Origin of the sequence: Adlercreutzia muris (genome assembly GCF_041223505.1) — a bacterium.
Classification (GTDB): Bacteria; Actinomycetota; Coriobacteriia; order Coriobacteriales; family Eggerthellaceae; genus Adlercreutzia; species Adlercreutzia muris.
On the sequence record NZ_JBCLQK010000007.1, the window covers coordinates 38,473 to 56,220 of the forward strand.

The 17,748-nt window shown below is 66.3% G+C and carries 11 protein-coding genes; 4 read left to right on the top strand and 7 right to left on the bottom strand.

Going from position 1 to position 17,748, the window contains the following annotated elements:
- Position 1 precedes the first annotated feature (1 nt).
- A complete protein-coding gene (locus AAK988_RS07825; protein WP_369880586.1) occupies positions 2-1,525 on the bottom strand; it encodes a helix-turn-helix transcriptional regulator in 1,524 nt (507 codons plus the stop codon).
- Between the two features lie 316 nt (positions 1,526-1,841).
- Here AAK988_RS07825 and AAK988_RS07830 point away from each other — a divergent pair, with 316 nt between their 5' ends.
- From AAK988_RS07830 to AAK988_RS07840, 3 genes are all read left to right on the top strand, one after another.
- The gene (locus AAK988_RS07830; RefSeq protein ID WP_369880588.1) at positions 1,842-3,626 is read left to right on the top strand and encodes an FAD-dependent oxidoreductase; all 1,785 of its coding nucleotides are present in this window, start codon (positions 1,842-1,844) and stop codon (positions 3,624-3,626) included.
- A 298-nt stretch (positions 3,627-3,924) separates the two neighbouring features.
- Positions 3,925-5,547, top strand: a complete 1,623-nt coding sequence (locus AAK988_RS07835) for an FAD-dependent oxidoreductase (protein ID WP_369880589.1) — start codon at positions 3,925-3,927, stop codon at positions 5,545-5,547.
- A gap of 130 nt (positions 5,548-5,677) precedes the next feature.
- A complete protein-coding gene (locus AAK988_RS07840; RefSeq protein ID WP_369880590.1) occupies positions 5,678-7,093 on the top strand; it encodes a helix-turn-helix transcriptional regulator in 1,416 nt (471 codons plus the stop codon).
- Between the two features lie 253 nt (positions 7,094-7,346).
- Here AAK988_RS07840 and AAK988_RS07845 read toward each other — a convergent pair whose 3' ends face one another.
- Together AAK988_RS07845 and AAK988_RS07850 are read right to left on the bottom strand one after the other, a co-directional pair.
- On the bottom strand, positions 7,347-8,672 hold the full coding sequence (locus AAK988_RS07845) for a coproporphyrinogen III oxidase family protein (protein ID WP_262999700.1): 1,326 nt from the start codon (positions 8,670-8,672) through the stop codon (positions 7,347-7,349).
- 273 nt (positions 8,673-8,945) lie between these two features.
- Positions 8,946-10,526 (bottom strand): FAD-dependent oxidoreductase, encoded by a 1,581-nt coding sequence (locus AAK988_RS07850; protein WP_369880591.1) that lies wholly within the window; start codon positions 10,524-10,526, stop codon positions 8,946-8,948.
- A 285-nt stretch (positions 10,527-10,811) separates the two neighbouring features.
- Between AAK988_RS07850 and AAK988_RS07855 the strand changes: the two genes are divergently transcribed.
- A complete protein-coding gene (locus AAK988_RS07855) occupies positions 10,812-11,753 on the top strand; it encodes a LysR family transcriptional regulator (RefSeq protein WP_369880592.1) in 942 nt (313 codons plus the stop codon).
- Here AAK988_RS07855 and hemH read toward each other — a convergent pair.
- The 4 genes from hemH to ileS are packed head-to-tail and all read right to left on the bottom strand — an operon-like array spanning position 11,711 to position 17,361.
- Positions 11,711-12,919, bottom strand: coding sequence for a ferrochelatase (gene hemH / locus AAK988_RS07860; protein WP_289636336.1), 1,209 nt, complete (start codon positions 12,917-12,919; stop codon positions 11,711-11,713). The two genes, AAK988_RS07855 and hemH, sit on opposite strands and share 43 nt — an antisense overlap.
- The gene (locus AAK988_RS07865) at positions 12,912-13,970 is read right to left on the bottom strand and encodes an RluA family pseudouridine synthase (RefSeq protein ID WP_369872445.1); all 1,059 of its coding nucleotides are present in this window, start codon (positions 13,968-13,970) and stop codon (positions 12,912-12,914) included. Before AAK988_RS07865 ends, hemH begins: the two co-directional genes overlap by 8 nt.
- Before the next feature lies 1 nt (position 13,971).
- Entirely contained in the window at positions 13,972-14,520 is a 549-nt protein-coding gene (lspA, locus tag AAK988_RS07870; protein ID WP_369872446.1) for a signal peptidase II, read from the bottom strand.
- Positions 14,521-17,361: an isoleucine--tRNA ligase gene (gene ileS, locus AAK988_RS07875; RefSeq protein ID WP_151431264.1), complete on the bottom strand. Its 2,841-nt coding sequence runs from the start codon at positions 17,359-17,361 to the stop codon at positions 14,521-14,523.
- Positions 17,362-17,748: the final 387 nt, after the last annotated feature.

The window sequence follows — 17,748 nt, forward strand, 5'->3', positions numbered from 1 at the left end:
CTCACTGCTCCCGCGCTGCATCCTCGTCCCCGGCACGGTTCACCAGGTCGATGAGCTCGGCGCGAGCGTGAATGCCGAGCTTCTGGTAGATGCGCTTCGCGTGGGACTTCACGGTGTTCTCGGACACGAACAGGCGCTCTGAGATGGCGGGCATGGTATGCCCCTGGGCAAGCAGCGGGAAGATGTCGCGCTCCCGCGGGGTCAGGCCGTATTGCTCGGCCAAGGAAGCGCAACGGACCGTCAGCACCTCCTCGGGCGTCAGCGCAATCTCGATTGAGGGCGCTGATTCCCCGTCGGAGGGCGGCGGCGCCTGGAACGCGCTGCCGCCCTCCCGATTGCGGAAGAGCACGATGGCGGCTATGAGCAGCAGGTACACCGACACGAGCGCCACGGCTGTGAGGGCCACGTCTCCCGGGCGGATATTCTGCGCCTGGGCCGCTCCGAGCAGCGTTCCCGCCAGCATGGCCGCGTTCGTGACGATGAGCGCGAGCGAGAACAGCAGCGTCGGCGAAGTATGCGTGCGCCGTGCCCCATCGGTGAGCATGCACCAGAGGATAAGCGCCGCGACCATAGCACCCACCTGGGCGAAAGCGTTCACGATGCCGCCAGCGGCATTCCAGATGAGCGGCAGCAGCAGAAAGCCCGCTGCCGAGAGGGGCAGGGCCACCGAGTACACGCGGCTCAGGTTCAGGGGCTTGCGCACCACAAGGGCCGGCACGAACAGGCAGACAATGGCCGCCGCGCTCGCCCACAGCGACGTTTGCTGGAACTCGCCGAGGGGAATGTCCTGCTGCCCCGATATCTGGAGCATAAGGCCGCCCATGAAGCAGAGGATGGCCGTGCCGAGCACCGGATGCCACAAATCGCGCACGAGCCCGTGAAACGCCGACACCTGAAACCCGAAGTCCTCCTCGGGTGCGCGGGCATCGAGCACCCGCTTGGCACAGAGCACCGCCACGAGGAAGAGCAGCGCCGCCAAGGGCAGCACGGCAGCAGCGGACACGAGGGTGAACACGGCGTAGAGCACAAGGCTCGCGCCGTTTGCCACCGTCACATATATATAGATGGTCCGCAAGCTGAGCGTGGCGGAGAAGCGGGCCCACAACAACGTCGCCAGAAGATCGGCCGCCCCGAGAAGCGCACCTGCCAAGGCAAGCCACGGCAGCATGAGCGACGGGGGCACGGCATCGGAGAGGTGGAAGACCATGGCCAGCACGAGAAAGCCCGCAAGGGCCGCGGCAATGCACAAGCCCGCCAGCACCCAGGTGACGACCCTCGGCCGAAGGCACTTGCCCCTCGTTGCGGCGAGAAGCACCGCCGCGGCGGAAAGGAGCGCGGCCGTGATGCGGCCGGCCATGGCGCAACCCGAGAACAGCACGCCGCCGTGTCCGACGGCCTCGACCGGCGAGAGCAGCGTAGCCGAATGAAAGGCGACGAAGCTGAACGCCAGGTACAGCGCGTAGCCGGCGGCCAGCAGACCGTCCCGGCCCGAGAGATCCGCTATGGTGTCTTTGAATCGATTCACAAGTTTCCTCCCTCCTTTAGTATAGAGGTTTTCCGCGGCGCGCCCCCAGGGAACAAGACAAGCTCCCATGATCGCACTTGGTGTCGCCCCGGTGCCCGCTTTCAGGGAGAAAGATATACAGGACTAGCGTTTTCCCTGTTCAGAAGAGTCGCTCGGCGGCGCTTCACACGAATCAGGTGAAGTGGGGGCGACATCGTTGCGGAAAAATTCACCCGTCGTCTGGTGAAGATACGCGGCTCGCTTTCCCGTAGAGTGCCCCTCGTCAAAGGGCGCGGAGAGGCCGCGCCCCCGCGAAACCCTTAAGGGAGGGATCATCATGGAACAGAATCTCAGCCGCCGCACATTCCTCGGCCTGGGTGCTTCGGCTGCCGTAGCTGCCAGCGCCATGGGGCTTGCCGGGTGCAGCCAGCCGCAAAGCGCCACCCCCGCCCCGCAGACCGGCACCGATGCCGCGCCCGCGGCAGGCGGCGCGCCGGCCGACTTCGTGCCCAACTTCATGACCGCGCCGGCCGTACCCGAGAGCGTGGCCGAGACGAAGGACTGCGATGTGCTCGTCATCGGCCTGGGCCTGTCGGGCTGCGCGGCCGCCAAGGCCGCAGCCGAGGAAGGCGCGAAGGTCATCGCCGTGGAGAAGTCCCCGGAACTGGCCGCCGTATCCATGGCCGGCGACTTCGGCGTCGTAGGCTCGCAGATCCAGAAGGATCTCGGCATTAAGTGGGCCGGCAAGGACGTTATCGTCAACCAGCTCATGAAGGACATGTGCTACCGCCCCACCCCCGACTTCCTCGGCTACTGGTACGACCACTCCGGCGAGGACTTCGATTGGTTCGTCGAGGGCGCCGACTTCGAGGTGCTGAAGAGCACGGCCGCCAACCAGGAGACCGACAAGCCCTGCTATGTCCGCCCCAAGTGCTTCCCCGCCCTGGAGGGCTACGACTACACAACCGAGTACTACCCCTACTTCCACGGCACCATCACCACCAACCCCAACATGCAGTGGACCCTCGAGGCCGCTGTGGCCGCCGCCGAGGCCAAAGGCGCCGAGATGATCTACGGTACCTGGGGCGAGCAGCTCATCACCGACGATTCCGGTCGCGTCGTGGGCGCCTACGTGCACGATGACGATGACGTCTACACCCAGATCAACGCGAAGTCCGTAGTGCTCGCCACCGGCGACTGGGGCAACAACCAGGACATGCGCGACTACTACATACCCTGGGCCAACGAGTTCATGAGCTTCTACACCACCATGGACGCCGCGGGCAACGTGGGCAACACCGGCGACGGGCACCTCATGGGCCTGTGGGCCGGAGCGCACATGGAACTCGGACCCCACGCGCCGATGACCCACCATATGGGCGGCCCCCTGGGCGTTGACGGCTACCTGCAGCTCAACATCAACGGCGAGCGCTTCATGAACGAGGACATCCCCGGGCAGAACATCGCCGACCAGCTCTCGCGCGTGCCCGTGGGCACCAACCCCTTGAGCGGCGCCGAGGACCTGCGCTCCTGGCAGATCTTCGACTCCAAGTGGCCCGACGAGATCGACAAGATGCCCGACGGCCACGGCTATGTGAACCACTTCATCCCCGCTGACAAGGTGGGCGACTACGCCACCGTGCTCGCCGGCTTCGGCTTGGGCTACACCACCCAGGAGATGGTGGAGGGCACCGAGGGCCTCATCGTGGCCGACACCATCGAGGACTTGGCCGCGCAGTGCAACCTGCCCGTCGAGACCGTCGTGGCCTCCGTCAACCGCTACAACGAGCTGTGCGCCGCCGGCCACGATGCCGACTTCGGCAAGGATCCCCGTCGCCTGTTCCCCGTGAGCGAGCCGCCCTTCTACGCCTACCCCTTCGGCAGCGCCGGCATGCTCGTGCTCATGGGCGGCCTGGAAGTGAACAAGAAGCTCCAGCCCCTGAACGCCGAGGGCACGCCCATCGAGGGCCTTTATGCCACCGGAAACGTCCAGGGCGGCCGCTACCTCGTGGAGTACCCGGTCACCGTGGCCGGCATCTCGCTGGGCACCGCGCTGTCCTTCGGGCGCTTGGCCGGCATGAACGCCGCCGGCGCTGATGTCGAGGCGACGAGCCAGAACTAGCCCTCACCCCAAACGCGCCATCCCCGCAAGCGCCCGCTGCTCCCCTCCCGCAGCGGGCGCTTTTCCGTTTCCCCTGATCATAGCCATGGGTTATGGAGCGGGTTACGTATTTAACCCAAAAGTTCCGCCCGGCCCGATGCGGCAGCTTCCCTTCCTGGGCCATGATGCGATCCGTCAGCAGCGCTCGCTGCCGCAGCCGAAAGGGCGGCGGCCAGCACAAGGAAAGCCGAGGGCTTTCCGCAGCGGGCGCATCGGGAACGCGGCTCACTCGAGCCGCCCATCTCCAAGGAGGGAAACCATGGAAGTAACCCGTCGGGATCTGCTCAAACTCACCGGCCTTGCGGCTGCAGGCGCTATGGGGGCCGGCGCTCTCGCCGGCTGCGCGCCGAAGACGCCTGCCGAGTTGGCCGATCTGTCAACCACCGGCGCCGCCGACACCGGTCTGCCGGAGTTCCTCACGGCCCCCGAGCCCATCACCGACTTCGTCGATACCCGCGAGTTCGACATCGTCGTAGTGGGCGCAGGCGAGTCGGGGCTGGCCGCAGTGCATACGGCCCTTGAAGAAGGCGCCACCGTTGCCTGCGTGCAGAACATCGGCACGGCTCAAAGCACAGGCAATATGGGCGCCTCGGTAGACACTACCAAAACCGACGAGGCCGGCATCCAGGCCTGCGTGGCATTCCTCATGGAAAAGAACGCCCATCGATCCAACCGCAAACTCATCGAGGCCTGGGCGCGCAACTCCTATGAGGCCGTAACCTGGTGGGCCGATACCGCCGCCACTCGCGGCGTGGAGTCTAAGCCCTTCGATACCGACCGAGAGTACAACGGCTACCCCTATTCCCTCCATGCCAATACCTATAATCACGTGGAGGGTGCCCACAACGCGGCGGCTCTCGTCATCTGTGATGCGCTCGCCGAGGATGGAGCGCAGTTCTTCTTTGATTCCCCCGCTGTGCAGTTGTACAAGGAAGGCGATCGGGTGGCTGGCGTCATCTGCTCCACCGAGGAGGGCAACGTGCTGTTCAAAGCGGCCAAGGGCGTCATCCTCGCCTCGGGCGACTGCTCCGGCAACCAGGAAATGCGCGACTACTACTGCCCCGACTTGCGCGGCTTCAAGACCATGAACCCCTTCCGCGACGGCATGGGCATGATGGCCGGCATCTGGGCCGGCGCCCAAATGACCCCGGTGAACCACTCGAAGATGGTCCACGGCGGCGGCTCGCTCACGCGTCTGGAAATGCCCTTCTTGAACTTGGATATCCACGGGAAGCGATTCATGAACGAGGTGCTGTCCTTCGCTTACCTGAATAACCTCATGCGCCCCTATCTGGAAGAGTACAGCTTCGAGAACCCCATGGCCGCGAAGTTCTTCACCATCATGCCGGCGAACTGGAACGCATTGGGCCAAGAATGGGCGGCGACCTACCCCGAAGAGGTGAAGTTCACCGTCGGTACCCGCAAGGTGCCCACCGACGATCAATTCATACGGGGAGAAACCTTTGCCGAGCTGGCCGCGAACATCAACGCCTATATGGCGGAAGAGGAATGGGGTATCGATCCCATTGATGAGACGACCATCGTGGAATCCATCGAAGCCTATAACGAGCTGTGCGCCACCGGTGTTGACAGTCAGTTTGGCAAGCGCGCCGACTACCTGGCCCCCATCGAACAGGGGCCGTTCTTCGCTGTGCCCCGAGGCACCAACTCCGTGCCCGCTGTGCTCGGAGGCCTCGTTGTCGATGAGAACCAGCAGTGCCTGAGCGCCGAGGGCACGCCCATCGAGGGCCTCTTCGCCGTGGGCAACGCTTCAGGTCAGTTCTATGGAGGCGTGGACTATCCTATGGATATCGAGGGTCTGTCCGTCGGCCGCGCCATCACATCGGGCTACGTGACCGGCCGCTACGTCGCGTCTCTCTAGCACACTCGCCCTCCCCCCCAGGCCAGCGACTCCCGGCTCCTCCCCGCCCGGATCGCTGGCCTGCAGTGCGTCTATTCAGCCCCTCGCAACGAACAGAGGCGTCATGAGCGCAACTCGGTATAATGACCCCATGAAGATACGATTCGACAGCCATCGCATCCGGCCCATCGACAACCTGGAGCAGATGATTCCCTATCTGTTCGCCCTCGGATGCGCCCGCACTTGGATGACCCTCACCTTCGCAGCCCCGGAAGAGGTTGCCGTTTCCGCCAGTTTCGACCCCCATGTCCTGTTCGACTATGCCTTCGCGGCTTTCGGAGTTGCCGCTACTCTCTTCGCACGGCGCATCGTGCCCCTGCACCGCCAGCCCTGGGCGAAACCAGCGGCGCTGGGCTCCATGCTCAGCGCCTCCCTCTTGATCGTTATCGCACCCCTCTTCCACAGCGTGGGAGCGGCGTTACCCATGCTCGCGGTGATACTGGGTGCCTTTGGGTTCTGTACCGTCCTGCTCATGTTCCACGAAGCCGTCGTGCCTCTGAGCCTGGTACGCATCGCGTTGTACTCAGCTGCCTCGCGATTCATCGCTGTGCCCCTCGCCTACCTGTGCCAGGGGCTTTCCGGCAATCGATTCTCGCTGGTCCTCATGCTGCTGCCCCTCGCCTCCATGGGCAGTCTCGTCCTGGCCTTTCGTTCCTTGCCGGCACAGAGCACGGAGACTCCCGTCTACCCCAAGTTCCGATTTCCCTGGAAGCCCTTTGCGGTGGTATGCGTGTACGCCTTCGCCTATGGCCTTCGGTCGTCTCAGCTTCCCGAGGGCGCCGGGGTGCACTCATCCCTCTCCACTGCCATCGCCATGGGCGGCTTCTTCATCGTAGTGTACTTCTTCTCCGACCGATTCTCGGTCAGCTCCCTATTCCGATCGCCGCTCTTGCTGATGATATGCGGTCTTGCGCTTATTCCGGCTGAAGGCGTTCTCGGCACCACGGCAGCGGGCTATCTCATAGCCATGGGAATGTCACTCATCTCATTGCTGGTGGGACTGTTGTTCTATGACCTGTCGAAACGCATGGGCATCTCTATCGTAGCGCTCACCGGCATCACGAGGGCAACCTCGCTCGTCAAGCTGTGGGGCAGCAATGCGGCTGATGCGTTCGGGTCATGGGGCATAGCTGCCACCGTTCAGGATGTCGTCATCACCGCTGCCGTGGTCATGCTCGTGCTGGCGAGCACTCTCATGCTGCTCTCGGAAAAAGAGCTGGCCAGCCGCTGGGGCATCCGCCTGCTGGAAACTGACGACCTGGCCGAGGAGGGGCGGCGCGCCGAGGCCGTTGCCAGCCGCTGCGACGCGGTGTCGGCCGCCTATCACCTCAGCCCCCGCGAGGACGAGATCGTGCGCCTCATCGCCGGCGGCAAGACCAATCCCCAGATCGAGCAGGAGCTGCTCATCGCGCCGGGTACCCTGAAGGCCCACATCCAGCATATCTACGTGAAGTGCGGCGTGCACTCCCGCAAGGAGCTCGTCGAGATGTGCGGAGGAGGTGCCTGAAAACGGCTCCTGGCCTCTGCAGGGGAAAATGCCAGGACGGGAGCCCCGCAGCTTCGAGAGCACTTTCGCCCGATGTGGACAAAAAGCCCTCGAGTGAGCTCCTCAAAGCTGCATGGCGGCCAAAAACGCGCTCGAAACCAATGCTAAACGTATATTTCAGGCGCTCCGAGGCCCGAAAACACGTCCGCAGAGCCCCCCTACGGGTTCACTCGAGGGCTTTTTGTCCACTCTTGCAGAGAGTGCTCGCACGAAGCTACCTTTCGGTGCCGTCACCGAACAAAAGGTCGTGCTCCAGGCCCGTAAGCTCGCTGCGCGCCTGCTCGCGCAGGTTGTTCAGGCCGGCCAGGTACTGGCGGTAGAGCACCACGGTGAGGTAGCGGCCGGCGCGCGTAAGCGTCAGTTCCTCGTCGTTGTCGGTGGCAAAGGCGCCGTTGGCCCGCATGAAAGCCATCTCCACGGGCAGTCCCCGCTCCACCGATACGCCGAAGTCGCGCACGAACTCGCGCTTGTCGAAGCGCAAGCTGTACAGCTGCAGCAGGAACTTGTAGCGCATAAGGTCGCGGCGCGGCAGGTCGGTGCAGCCCATGAGCGGCAGGCGTCCCTCCCCCACGATCTGCGCGTACTCCTCCAGGTTGAAGGTGTTCACGAACAGGTTGTCGCCCAAATGCGTGATGGAGCCCGACCCGACGCCCACGCACTCCTCGTAGGCCACGGCGTACTCGTCCACCTCCAGGTTCTGGCGACGGCGCAAATTCTCGTCGAGGCGGTTGAATGTCCACAGAGTGCGCCGCTCGAACAGCGGGCGGTCGCCCTCGTTCAAGATCTCGTCGAGGATATGGTAGAAGCGACGCTCCTTGTCGTAGTCCATGCGCCCGAGCACGCTCTCCATCTTGCGCGTGGTGGCATGGGACTGGTACAGCGGCGAGAAGGTGGTCTGATGGCAGCCACAGGTGGCGATCTTCTCGCAGTCGTTGATGAGGATGTCCTCGGTCTGGGACGGGAAGTTGAAGATCATGTCCACGTTGAGCGACTCGAAGTACGGCGCCGCCTCGCCAATGCGCTCGAAGATCTCCTCGGCGCTGCCGTACTTCTCGTAGCGATCCATCTGGCGCAGAAGCTCGTTGTCGAAGGACTGCACGCCCACCGATAAACGCTGGATGCGGCCCTTGAGCTTCTCCAGGTACGAGGGAATCAGGTGGTTCGGGTTCGTCTCGGAGTTGATCTCCTTGATGGAGAACAGATCACGGGCGTAATCGATGGTCTCGCACAGCTCGTCGATGTCCACCGTGGGGGTGCCCCCGCCGATATAGGCGCTCTCGAAGTCGTAGCCCTTCTCCTTCAGAAGGCGCATCTCCTCGCGCAAGGCCGCAAAATGGGTGCGCGCCCGCTCTTCCCGATAGGGAAAGCGGTTGAACGAGCAGTAGGGGCACAAGCGCTCGCAGAAGGGCACGTGCACATAGAGCGTGTAGGCGCGGCCGGGCACCGGATCGGGCAGGGTGCCCGTGGGCACGGGGTGCAGCGCCAAGGTCTTGTCGGTCATGGAGCGGACCACGGTGGTGAGCAAGCGCTCTGAGAGCATGGGGAAACCTCCTGGTCGGTACAAGCGTAAGGGGCATTGTAGCACGACCGGGAAGGCAAGGCCTGACCTGGCGGGAGAGGTTGTGGGGAATGCACACGGGCAGCGCGCGACGGTCAGGGCGGCCGCGGGGCGCATCGGGATGCACGGTGCGGCCCTCCGGCGCGGCCGGGGCGCGATCAGGGGAAAAGATTCCAACAGGGGGCTCCAAAAAACGCCGTCGGCCCCTTTCCGGGGAAGGGCCGGGGCCGGCGGCAAAGCGGGGAGGCGAGGAGCCTAGAGGTAGGCGTCGGCAGCAGACTTCTCCCAGGTTGAGAGCGACGCCTCGCCCCGGGTCTCGGTAGCGGCGGCCGTACCGGCGATCTTGCCGAATACGAGGGCCTGGATGAGGCCGTTGCCGCTCATATAGGCCGCGCCGCCGCGGGAAGAGAACCCCTCGGTGCAGCCGCCGGCGGCGTAGAGCCCCTCGATGAGGCTCTTATCGGCCCGCAGCACATGGCCGGCCACATCGGTGGCCATGCCGCCCTGGGTATGGCGAATCTCGCCGGTGAGCTTCACCGCGTAGAAGGGCGGCTCGAAGCTGGCGGGCAGATGGGAGCGGTTGAACTTGTCCATGCCGGCGCCGATGGCCTTCTGGTAGTCGGAAACGGTGCGCTCGAGCTTCGCGGGATCGGCGCCGATGGCGGCTGCCAGCTGCGCTACGTCATTCCCGCGCAAGACGATGCCCTCCTCCTCCCACTCCGCGAACTTCTTGCTCTGCTCGCGCTGCAGATCGGTAAAGCACAAATACCCGATGCCATCGGGCTGGGCGAGCACATGGGGGGACATCTCGGAATAGCCGCCGTACTCGTTCATGAAGCGATTGCCGTCCTGGTTCACGATGATGCCGCCGTTGTTGGCCACCCCCTGCTCCAGGGTCTTGTCGTTGTCCACCCCGTGGAAGGCGTGGCCCTGGTAGGCACCCATGCTCTGCAGGTCGGCACCGAGCTCGGCGGCCCAGAGGATGCCCTCGCCGGTGGCGCCGGGGGCGACCACCTTCACAGCGGGAACGGCCTCGGGGCAGTACTGCTCGAGCATATCGGGGTTATTGGCGAAACCGCTCGTGGCGAGCACGGTGTTGCCGGCGAAGATGGCGATCTCCTCGGAGCCGTTCTTGCCCCAGGCGCCCACGACCGCATCGCTCTCGTCGTCGAGCACGAGCCCCTGCATCTCGCAGGAGAGCAGCGTCTCGATGGCGCTATCGGCCTCCGTGCTGGCGATGAGCGCGTCGGTCAGGCCCGCGCCGGCGCCCTCGGTGGTGTGCATGCGGTAGGCGGTCTGGCCGAAGTAGAGCGCGTCGTCCACAGACCAGACGGCCCCGTGGCCCTCGGTCCACTCCACGATGTCGCGGGACTGCTCCACCACGGTGTACACCAAATCGGGGCGGACGCTGTAGTTGCTCGGCCGCATGATGTCCATGGCGCAGGCGCCGATGCTGTCGCCATCCTCCTTCGCGAGCTGCTGGGCGGTGCCCACGGCGGGAATCTTGCCGCTGGAAAGCGTCGTCGCGCCCCCGAGGGCCGAGGTTTTCTCGCACAGGATAACGCCCGCGCCCTGCTCGGCCGCAGCCAGGGCGGCGCACAGCCCCGCCCCGCCGCCGCCGATGACGAGCACATCGGTCTCCAGGGCGGTGCGCCCGGCCACCTCCGACGCACGCTTGGCATAGCGCAGCGCCGCGCCCTGTCCCGTCGATGCGCCGTCGGTATCGGAGGCTCCCCCGGCGGCCGGAGCGCAGGCGGCCAGGGCGCCGCCCGAGGCCAGGGCCATCGACCCGAATGCCAGGCCCTTCAGTACGTCTCTGCGAGTGAGGTTTCCCATCATCTCCCCCTTCTCTTCCAAGCCGGGCCCTCTGCCCGGCGACGGAAAAGACTATAGGGGGCCGTCCGGGCATCGAAAAGAAACACTTTGGGGCCGTCATGCGCAACATCGACCATTGCGCTTTCCCGTCTTCCCTGATCAGGGCCATATCGAGGCAACGCCTCGCTGCAGCCGAGGGCCCGAGGGGCCCCGCGCCCGCTTGCGCGGCGGGGACACTTCTCCTATATTTGGCCCCGAGGGCCCGGCAGCTGCCCGGAGCCCGCCATGACCTGAGGGAGGAAGACCATGGCACCGTTTCGCCTGAGCGCCGAGCAGCGGCGCTACTTCTACGCGCTCTGCGCGACGCGCAACATCACCAAGGCCGCAGAGAGCCTCTACCTGTCGCGCCAAGGGCTCTCCCGCAGCATGCGCGGGCTCGAGCGGGCCGTGGGTGCGACCCTGTTTGCCCGGGGCAAGCACGGCGTGGAACTGACCCGGGCCGGCCAGGCGCTCCTGCGCCACCTGCAAGAGGAGGACCGGGCCTGGGAGGCGTGCCTGGACGGCATCCGCGCCCTGGAGGGCGATGGGTGCGAGACGGTGCGGGTGGGGCTGCTCAGCATGTTCGTGGGCTACGACCAGAAGCGGCTGCTGCTCTCGCGCTTCGAGGAAGACGAGGGGCTGCGCATCGAGATCGTCGACGGGGACCACGACGCCTTCTGGGAGGCCATCGCCGTGGGAGACCTCGAGTGCGCCATCACCATCCGACCGCCGGACCATTTGGGACTGCCCTCCATCAAGCTCGCCGACGACACGCTCTCAGTGCTGTTGAGCTGCGACGACCCCCTCGCCCGCAAGGCGACGGTGGACTTCGCCCGCGACCTGCGCGGCAAGACCGTCGTGCAGACGAGTCCCTACAAGGGGCGGCTCTACGAGACCATCTTCCGGAACCACGGCATCTTGAGCGAGTCCATCCTCCACGACCGCAACCTCATGCTAGCCCAGGTGTCCTGCCGCCACCAGTGCTTCATCATCCAGACCACCTACGCCCGCGAGTTGACGACCGATGAAGTGTGCCGCCGGCCCCTCGTGAACGCGCCGCTGTCCATGGCATCCCACTTCGTCTTCCGCCCCGACCTATCCGAGCGCGCCCTGCGGGTGGCCCGCGATCTGTTCGGCGGCTTCTCCAAGGCAGAGGAGCTGGACGCCTACCTGGCCGCCCGCTCCCCCGCCGAGCCCTCGCCCACATAGGGGGCGAGCACGGCGGCGAGCACCTTCAGATGGGCCCGCGACTTGTTGAGGCACGGCACGTAGACGAAGGGCTCGTCATCGGCAATCTGACGATGGGCGCCGCGGCGGAAATCCTCGGCAGCGCGCTTCATGCGCACGGTGCGCGCCACATCGCGGTGCGCCTCCAGATGCGCGTCACAGCGGGCGGCGCTCGTGCCGGTGTTCTCCAGGGCGCCGGGCTCCTCGTCGGCATCCACGATCTCGCCGGCCAGGGCCGCGCGGTAGATCGGCTCCAGCTCGCGAGGCACGTCGTAGAGGGTCTCCAGGCAGTCCACGGCGAAGTTCGGGCACACCACGAACAGGCGGCTGCCCTCCTCGGCGGCCCGGGCCAGGCGCACGAGAGTCGGTCGCGTGAAGGGCGCGAGCCACGTGCGGCCCTTGTCGAAGCGGCTCTGATAGCTGATGGTCCAGCTCCGGCGGTCGAGCCCCAGCTCGCCGGCCACGGCCAGGGAGGTGGCCCCGGTCTGCAGCTCGTAGGTATCCCCCGCCTCGATATCCTTCAGCGGTATGGAATGGTAGGAGAACAACAGCCGATCGCCCCGCTCCTCCGAGAAGCCCGCCTTGCGGATGGAGGCGGCGATGGCCCGCACGTAGACGGGGTTCTCGCCATAGTTGTCGACGAAGCTCACCTCGCCCTTGAAATGGGCGCGGCGCACGGCCCGGGCCAGCCCGTCGGCCACCGAGGCCGTGGTGGACAGGGCCGACTGCGGGTACATGGGCAAAGCCACGATGCGGGTGCATCCGGCCTCTTTCAGCTCGCGCACCGCCTGCCTCAAGGTGGGCTTGCCGTAGCTCATGGCCGCCCGCACCTCCACGGGCGCGCCCTGCTCGGCGTAGTAGTCGGCCAGGCCCCGCTCGAGGGCCTCGTAGGCCACGGCCATGGGAGAGCCAGCCGCCGTCCAGATGGCACGGTACTTCTCCGCCGAAGCGCGGGAGCGCTTGCCCAGGATGACCGTGTGCAGCAGCAGCCACCACACCGGCCGCGGCATGGGGCAGATGCGCGGGTCCATGAGGAACTGCCCCAGGTACTTGCGCACCGCCTTGGGGGTGGGCGCGGCGGGCGTGCCCGTGTTCGCGATGATGACGCCCACCTTGGGGGAAGGCGGGGCGGTCTTCTTCCTAGGCACGGGGCACCTCCCCTTCCACCGAGGGCGCCGGCGCCGTCTCCATGAGCGCGGCCACCTCCCGCCCGGCCTCGGTCACGCCCAGCGAACGGTCGGCCAGGCTATCGAGCGCCTTGCGCAGATCGGCCGGCAGCTGGTCGGCGAAGGCAAGGGGCTCGCCGGTCACGGGATGCTCGAAGCCGATGCTGTAGGAATGGAGGAACTGGCGGCCCAGGCCCAGCTGGGCCCGCCCGTCCCGGGGCCCGTGGGCGTTGTAGACCGGATCCCCCACAATGGGATGGCGCGCGTACTGCATGTGCACGCGGATCTGGTGGGTACGGCCCGTGAACAGCTTGCACTCGATGAGGCTGTAGCCGTCGTCCTTGGGCCCGGCCTCGAAGCGCTCCAGCACGCGGAACGTGGTGATGGCCTCGCGGGCGCTCGGCACGTCGCGCACGGCCATGCGGCAGCGCTCGTCGGCCGAGCGCGCGATGGGAGCATCGATCATGCCGGTGTCGTGAGCCACGATACCGTGGACGAGGGCAAGGTAGTGGCGGTCAACCGCGCGATCCTGGATCTGGGCCATGAGCTCGCGACCGGCCTCGTCGCTCTTGGCCGCCAGCATGAGCCCGCTCGTGTCGCGATCGAGCCGGTGCACGATGCCGAGACGATCGGCCTCTTCCCCCTGCACGTTGCAGAGGTTCTCCTCGCCGCAATGCCAGATGAGCGCGTTCACCAGCGTCCCGTGGGCATGGTCGACCGACGGGTGGCAGACGAGCCCCACCTGCTTCGACAGCACGAGCACGTCATCGTCCTCGTAGCGGATGTCAAGATCGATGGGCTCGCCGTAGACCACGACGGACTCCGGCTCGTCATCGGCCTCGTAGACGATGGTGTCGCCGACGGCCACGGCGTGCTTCTTGGAAACCGTCGCGCCGTTCACGAAGACCCGGCCCTCCTCGATGGCCCGGGCCGCGGCCGAGCGCGATGCGTAGAGCCCCTGGGCGGCGCAGAGCGCGTCCAGGCGCGAGCCCGCGTCGTCAGCGCCGACGATGTGGCAAAGGGAGCGGGCCATGTTACTCACCTTCCTCGCCACGGGCGGGAGCCGGGGCGCCCGTGGCAGTCGAGGCGCCGTCGCCGCGCATAGACCACAGCATACCCGCGAAGAACAGCACGAAGCCGCAGGTAACGCCGATGTCGGCCACGTTGAACGTGGGGAAGCTGATGAAGGTGGTGTCGATGAAGTCGACTACGTAGCCCAGGGTGAAGCGGTCGAGGGCGTTGCCCAGACCGCCGGCCACGATGAGGGCGCCCCCCAGCACCTCGATCGCACTCGCCCGCCGGGACACGAGGATGAGATAGGCGGTCAGGGCCGCGCACACCGCCAGGGAGAGCACCCCCAAAGCGAAGGTGGAGTCCCCGAACATGCCCCAGGCCGCCCCGGTGTTGTGGGCCACGCGGAACTGGACGAGCCCCAGGAAGGGCCCGGCCACGACCGAGCCTGCGGGAAAGCCGTTGAAGTAGGCCTTGGTGGCGATGTCGGCCCCGAGCCACAGCACCGCCACCACGGCGAACAGAATCAGGTTGCGGCCCCGCAGCGGCCGCCTGTCCGTACCGACCGCCACTTACTCGGCCTCGTAGCCCAGAACGTCCAGGGCGTTACCGCAGCGCTCGCACACATCGGGGTGCGCCGGGTTGCCGCCCAGGGTGCGGATGTTCCAGCAGCGCGGGCACTTCTCGCCCGCGGCCACGGTCACCGCGGCGGACACCTCGTCGTCGGCCCCCTCCTCGAAGGTAACCGAGGCCACGATGAACAGCTCCTCGAACACGGCGGCATCGAAGGTACGGGCCGTGGCCACCACGGCGGCCGGGGCGCACACCACCACGGCGGCCTCCTGGCTCTTGCCGATGATCTTCGCCGCGCGGGCGTCCTCCAGGGCCTTGGTGACCACCTCGCGCACGGCCATCATCTCCTCGAAGGCGGCCACGGTCGCGGCGCCCTCGGCAGGCACGGCCGGCGCGAAGTCGGTCGGGCGCGGCCAGCCGGCCAGCTGCACCGAGAGGGCGCGGCCCTCCTCGGCGCGGAACGCCGGCGGGAAGTGGTCCCACACCTCGTCGGTGGTAAACGACAGGATGGGGCTCATCACGCGCACGAGCACCTCCAGGATGTTCATGAGCACGGTCTGCACGGCACGGCGGCGCGCCGATGCGGGTGCCTCGGCGTAGAGACGATCCTTGGTCACATCCATGTACACGGCCGACAGGTCGTTCACGTAGTCGTAGAGCGCACGGTACACGCCGTTGAACTTCAGCGCCTCGTAGGACGCCTCCACCTCGGACAGGAGCTGCACAGTGCGCACCATCTGCCACTGGTCGATGGGCTCAAGCTCATCCCAGGCCACGAAGTCGGCAGGGCCGAAATCGTCCAGGTTGCCCAAAAGGAAGCGGAAGGTGTTGCGGAAACGGCGGTAGGCATCCGACACCTGCTTCAGGATGCCGTCGGAGATGGACACGTCCTGGGAGTAGTCGCAGGAGGACACCCACAGGCGCAGCACATCGGCGCCGAACTTGTCGCAGACCTCGGCCGGATCGATGCCGTTGCCCAAGGACTTCGACATCTTGCGGCCCTCTTCATCCACGGTGAAGCCGCAGTGCATGACCGAGCGGTAGGGCGGCACCCCGTAGGCGCCGATGGAGGTGAGCAGCGACGACTGGAACCAGCCGCGGTGCTGGTCGGAGCCCTCCAGGTACAAATCGGCCGGGAAGCGCAGGCCCTCAGCGGAGCGATGACGGCACACGCTCGTGTGGGACACGCCGGACTCCCACCACACGTCCAGGATGTCCTTCTCGGGCACCAGCTCGGTGCAGCCGCAGGCCTCGCACTTGGTGCCCCGGGGCAGGTACTCGGACGGCTCCATGGTGAACCAGGCGTCGGCCCCCTTGGTGTTGAACAGCTCGATGACGGCATCGAAGGTGGCCTCGGTGGCTACCGTGCTGTTGCACTTGGCGCACTTGAACACGGGGATGGGCACGCCCCAGCTGCGCTGGCGGGAGATGCACCAGTCGGGACGCTCGGCCACCATGGACCCGATGCGGTTCTTCGCCCAGGCCGGCACCCACTTCACTTCGGAGTTGATGGCCCGCAGGGCGTCCTCGCGCAGGGCGTTCTTGTCCATGGACACGAACCACTGGTCCGTGGCGCGAAAGATGACCGGCTCATGGCAGCGCCAGCAGTGGGGGTAGGAATGGTTGATCTTCTTCTCGGCCACAAGCGTGCCCTGCTCGCGCAGCCAGCCGATGATGACCGGGTTGGCCTCGTCGGTGGACAGGCCCGCGAACTGGCCGGCCTCGTCGGTGAACACGCCGTTGTCGTCCACGGGCATGAGCAGCGGAATGTCGAACTCCAGGGCCACCAGGTAGTCGTCCTGGCCGTGGCCGGGAGCCGTGTGCACCGCACCGGTGCCGGTGTCCAGGGTGACATGGTCGCCGTAGATGACCGTGCCGGTGATGTCATGGCGCACGGGTGCCGTGTAGGTGAGGCCGAACAGCTGCTTGCCCTTGAGTGCCACCGGCTCGCCCGCGCCATCGCGCACGAAGTCGTAGTCTTCCCAGCCGGCCACCTCGGCCACGGTTTCCACCAGCTCCCTGGCCATGATGAGGTTGCCGTCGGCGGTGGTGACCATGACGTAGTCGGCCTCGGGGGCCAGCGACACGGCGGTGTTGGCCGGCAGCGTCCAGGGGGTGGTGGTCCAGATGAGCAGGAAGGCCTCGCCGGCGGCCCCGTTGGCCTCGAAGACGCCGGGCATGGCGTCCAGCTTGAACTTCACATAGATGGAGGGCGACACCTCGTCGCCGTACTCGATCTCGGCCTCGGCCAGGGCGGTGTGGCAATGGGTGCACCAGTGGATGGGCTTGCGGCCGCGGTAGACCGAGCCCTTCAGGTACAGGTCCTTGAACACCTCCACGTTGCCGGCTTCGTAGTTCGGGATGAAGGTGAGGTAGGGGTGCTCCCAGTCGGCGTTCACGCCGAGGCGCTTGAAGCCCTCGCGCTGGATATCGACGTACTTCTCGGCCCACTCGCGGCATAGCTGGCGCAGCTCGGGCTGGCTGATCTCGGCCATGCGCTCGGGGCCGATGGTCACCTCCACCATGTGCTCGATAGGCTGGCCGTGACAGTCCCAACCGGGGATGTAGGGGGTGAAGTACCCGCGCTGGGCGTGGCTCTTCACTACAAAGTCCTTGAGGATCTTGTTGAAGGAGTGGCCGATATGGATGGGGCCGTTGGCGTAGGGAGGCCCGTCGTGGAGGATGAAGGGCTTGCCGTCGGCGTTCTTCTCGAGCACACGGCGGTAGATATCCATCTCGCGCCAGACCTCCAGGCGCTTGGGCTCCTTCTCGGGCAGATTGCCGCGCATGGCGAAATCGGTCTGCGGCAGGTTCATCGTGTCCTTGTAGTTGTTTGCCACCTTGATTCCCTATCCTTCTCGTCCGGGTTCCAGCGTATCGGTCAGGGCCCGCACGCGGGGCCCGTATGGGTAACTGGTCAAGTATACGCCACAGGCCGCCCGCCGTGAACAGCCGCCACCCTCCTCTGCGCGGAAAAACCGCGGGCGGGCCCGAGGCGAGGCCGGGGCGGGGCCGATCCGAGCGGGGCCGCGCCGCCCGATTCTGAGAGGTGGCCGCCGGCCGCACCGCGAGTCCAATGCCGCCGGCCGCACCGTAACCCCGAGGCCGTCGGCCGCACCGCGAGCCCGATGCCGCCGGCCGGGCGCGGCCCCAACAAAGAGCGGGAAGGTTACCGTTTCAATTCCTGCCCCTTTCCCCGCTTGCGGCGAGCTGTCCATGGGCTAGAA

What these genes read in the sequence shown, in the direction of transcription:
- AAK988_RS07830 (WP_369880588.1), top strand. Translation starts at nt 1,842, where the DNA reads ATGGAACAGAATCTCAGCCGCCGCACATTCCTCGGCCTGGGTGCTTCG.
- AAK988_RS07835 (WP_369880589.1), top strand. Translation starts at nt 3,925, where the DNA reads ATGGAAGTAACCCGTCGGGATCTGCTCAAACTCACCGGCCTTGCGGCT.
- AAK988_RS07840 (WP_369880590.1), top strand. Translation starts at nt 5,678, where the DNA reads ATGAAGATACGATTCGACAGCCATCGCATCCGGCCCATCGACAACCTG.
- AAK988_RS07845 (WP_262999700.1), bottom strand. Translation starts at nt 8,672, where the DNA reads ATGCTCTCAGAGCGCTTGCTCACCACCGTGGTCCGCTCCATGACCGAC.
- AAK988_RS07850 (WP_369880591.1), bottom strand. Translation starts at nt 10,526, where the DNA reads ATGGGAAACCTCACTCGCAGAGACGTACTGAAGGGCCTGGCATTCGGG.
- AAK988_RS07855 (WP_369880592.1), top strand. Translation starts at nt 10,812, where the DNA reads ATGGCACCGTTTCGCCTGAGCGCCGAGCAGCGGCGCTACTTCTACGCG.
- AAK988_RS07865 (WP_369872445.1), bottom strand. Translation starts at nt 13,970, where the DNA reads ATGGCCCGCTCCCTTTGCCACATCGTCGGCGCTGACGACGCGGGCTCG.